General features: G+C 71.6%; 4 protein-coding genes. 2 read left to right on the top strand and 2 right to left on the bottom strand.

Annotated features, from left to right (window positions below):
• Positions 1 to 132 precede the first annotated feature (132 nt).
• Complete coding sequence (locus ACWGIU_RS33455) at positions 133 to 282, bottom strand: hypothetical protein (RefSeq protein ID WP_167344738.1); 150 nt, start codon at positions 280 to 282, stop codon at positions 133 to 135.
• Positions 283 to 452: 170 nt separating this feature from the next.
• Positions 453 to 1,130: a phosphate signaling complex protein PhoU gene (gene phoU, locus ACWGIU_RS33450; RefSeq protein ID WP_453711863.1), complete on the bottom strand. Its 678-nt coding sequence runs from the start codon at positions 1,128 to 1,130 to the stop codon at positions 453 to 455.
• A 217-nt stretch (positions 1,131 to 1,347) separates the two neighbouring features.
• Between phoU and ACWGIU_RS33445 the strand changes: the two genes are divergently transcribed.
• Positions 1,348 to 2,547 (top strand): sensor histidine kinase, encoded by a 1,200-nt coding sequence (locus ACWGIU_RS33445; RefSeq protein WP_453711862.1) that lies wholly within the window; start codon positions 1,348 to 1,350, stop codon positions 2,545 to 2,547.
• 41 nt (positions 2,548 to 2,588) lie between these two features.
• Complete coding sequence (locus tag ACWGIU_RS33440; protein WP_030009598.1) at positions 2,589 to 3,269, top strand: response regulator transcription factor; 681 nt, start codon at positions 2,589 to 2,591, stop codon at positions 3,267 to 3,269.
• Positions 3,270 to 3,319 lie beyond the last annotated feature (50 nt).

Below are 3,319 nucleotides of genomic sequence, written 5' to 3'. Positions count from 1 at the left end.
CCCCGCGCCGGGCAGGGCCCGGACCGGCACCGGCCGGCTCCGCCAGCCGCCCACCCCCGCCCACGCAGGCCCAAGGCCCCGGCCGCGGCCCCCCGGACGGGGCCCGTCCTGGTGTGCAGCCGGCGGAGGCGGTCAGCCGCCGCACTGGCAGGGGGCGCCGGACTGGCAGCCGCAGCCGCAGCCGGAGCCGCACCCGCAGGCCGCGAGCAGCGGTAGCCGCAGCGGCTCCGGCCTCGGGGGCTGCTCCTGCTCCGGGGTGATGGGGACGGGGGAATCGGGCATGGTTCCTCCTTGCAGGGGCGGTGCCCCGCGGCATACGGGACTTCGTACGACGACCGCCCTCGCCCTCATTCATGCCCAGCGGTACCGGCGCGTCAACGGCGCATTGGGGCTCGGCGTGGCCCCCGGTCCGGATGCCCTCGCCCGGATTCCCCGCCTCCGTGGACGGTGTGTCAGACGCCCTCGACCTGGGTCGGCTGCTGGAGGTCGTCCGCGTGCTCACCCGTCACCAGGTACACCACGCGCTTGGCCACCGACACCGCGTGGTCCGCGAAGCGCTCGTAGTAGCGGCCCAGCAGGGTCACGTCCACGGCCGTCTCGATGCCGTGCTTCCAGCGGTCGTCCATCAGGTGCTGGAACAGCGTGCGGTGCAGCTGGTCCATCTCGTCGTCGTCCTGCTCCAGCTGGAGGGCGAGGTCGACGTCCTTCGTGATGATGACCTCGGCGGCCTTCGCCATCAGGCGCTGCGCCAGCTGCCCCATCTCCAGGATGGTGGCGTGCAGGTCGTGCGGAACCGCGCGGTCCGGGAAGCGCAGCCGCGCGAGCTTCGCCACGTGCTGCGCCAGGTCGCCGGAGCGCTCCAGGTCGGCGCTCATCCGCAGCGACGTCACCACGATGCGCAGGTCGGTGGCGACCGGCTGCTGGCGGGCCAGCAGGGCGATGGCGCGGGCCTCCAGGTCGTGCTGGAGGTCGTCGACCTTCTGGTCGGCGGCGATGACGCTCTCGGCGAGCTTCAGGTCGGCGTCGAGCATGGACGTCGTGGCCCGCCCGATCGCGGAACCGACGAGCCGGGCCATCTCGACCAGGCCTTCTCCGATCGAGTCCAGTTCCTCGTGGTACGCGTCGCGCATGTCTCGTGTCCCTCTCTCGACCTACTACTGCGGTACTGCCCGGGGGCGGGCCGGGGCGGCCTTCGGCCCCACGTTGACACGGTGAGCCGCAAACGCGTCCGACTCCGGCACCTCAAGTGAATCAACCCGGTCGTCAGGGTGAACTCTGGGCGACGACTGTTCGAGGTGCCACCCGAACGGCTGTGGAAGTGTCGTCGCGCCTGCTTAACCTGGATCCATGGACGTGAACGCGGCGGTCGCCGCAGCTGCAGCGATCGCCGGTCTTTGCACCGGTGTGATCGCGATGCTGGCGTTCCGCTGGAGCGAGCGCGACCAGGCCCGCCCCACCCGGAGCTCCATGCGCCCCGACATCAACGCGGTGCTGCCGCCCGGCGTGGACACCGTCCTCTCCGTGCTGCGCTCCTCGGCGGTCGTACTGGACGAGGGGGACGCGGTGGTCAAGGCCAGCTCGGCGGCGTACGCCCTCGGCCTGGTCCGCGGCGGCAAGCTCGCCGTCGAGCCGATGCTCCACATGGCCCGCGACACCCGCCGCGACGGGGAGATACGCCAGGTCGAGCTTGACCTGCCCCGGCGCGGTACCGGCCGGGGAGAGGCCCTCGCGGTCTCGGCGCGCGTCGCCCCGCTCGGCTCCCGTCTGGTGCTCCTCCTGGTCGAGGACCTCACCGAGGCCCGCCGCATCGAGGCCGTACGCCGCGACTTCGTGGCCAACGTGTCGCACGAGCTGAAGACCCCGGTCGGGGCGATCTCCCTGCTGTCCGAGGCCGTCATGGACGCCGCGGACGACCCCGAGGCGGTCAGCCGCTTCGCCGGCCGCATGCAGATCGAGTCCACCCGGCTGATCAACCTCGTGCAGGAGCTCATCGACCTCTCCCGGGTGCAGAACGACGACCCGCTGGAGGACGCCGAGCCCGTACGCGTGGACACGCTGGTCGCCGAGGCCATCGACCGCTGCCGCCACACGGCGTCCTCCAAGCAGATCACCATGGCCGCGGGCGGCACCGCCGACCTGCGCGTCTGGGGCCACCGCGGACAGCTCGCCGCCGCCCTCGGAAATCTGGTCGAGAACGCCGTCAACTACAGTCCCGCCCGCACCCGCGTCGGCATCGCCGGGCGCAGGGTGACGGCTCCTGGGGGAGACTTGATCGAGATCGCCGTGACCGACCAGGGCATCGGCATCCCGGAAAAGGACCGCGAGCGCATCTTCGAGCGCTTCTACCGCGTGGACCCGGCCCGCTCCCGAGCCACGGGAGGAACGGGCCTCGGCCTCGCGATCGTGAAGCACGTGGCGGCCTCGCACGGCGGGGAGGTGTCGGTATGGAGCTCGGAGGGCCAGGGTTCCACGTTCACCCTGCGACTCCCTGAGGCGGCCGCGCCGGCCCCGGCGGCGGCCCACGCCACCCACCCGACCCCTGCCTGAACCAGAACCGCTCCAGCCATTCCTGCCCCGGAGGTCCTTCCGTGACCCGAGTGCTCGTCGTCGAGGATGAGGAATCCTTCAGCGACGCCCTGTCCTACATGCTCCGCAAGGAGGGCTTCGAGGTCGCCATCGCCGCGACCGGGCCCGACGGGCTCGACGAGTTCGAGCGCAACGGCGCCGACCTCGTCCTGCTCGACCTCATGCTCCCCGGACTGCCGGGCACGGAGGTCTGCCGGCAGCTGCGCGGCCGCTCCAACGTCCCCGTGATCATGGTGACCGCCAAGGACAGCGAGATCGACAAGGTCGTCGGGCTGGAGATAGGAGCAGATGACTACGTCACCAAGCCCTTCTCCTCCCGCGAGCTGGTCGCCCGCATCCGCGCGGTTCTGCGCCGCCGCGGCGAGCCGGAGGAGGTCACCCCGGCGGCCCTGGAGGCCGGCCCCGTACGGATGGACGTCGACCGCCACGTGGTCACCGTCTCCGGCGGCAAGGTGGACCTCCCGCTGAAGGAGTTCGACCTGCTGGAGATGCTGCTGCGCAACGCGGGCCGCGTGCTGACCCGTATGCAGCTCATCGACCGGGTCTGGGGCGCCGACTACGTCGGTGACACCAAGACGCTGGACGTGCACGTCAAGCGTCTGCGGGCCAAGATCGAGCCGGACCCGGGCGCGCCGCGCTACCTGGTGACGGTGCGCGGCCTCGGCTACAAGTTCGAGCCGTAGGCCTGACCGGCCGGGCAAGGCTCTCGGAGATGTGAGAGATACGGGAAGGG

Source organism: Streptomyces sp. NPDC054840 (assembly GCF_053611065.1).
Note: the sequence above shows the minus strand (reverse complement) of the source record. Positions and strands in the feature narration are given on the sequence as shown.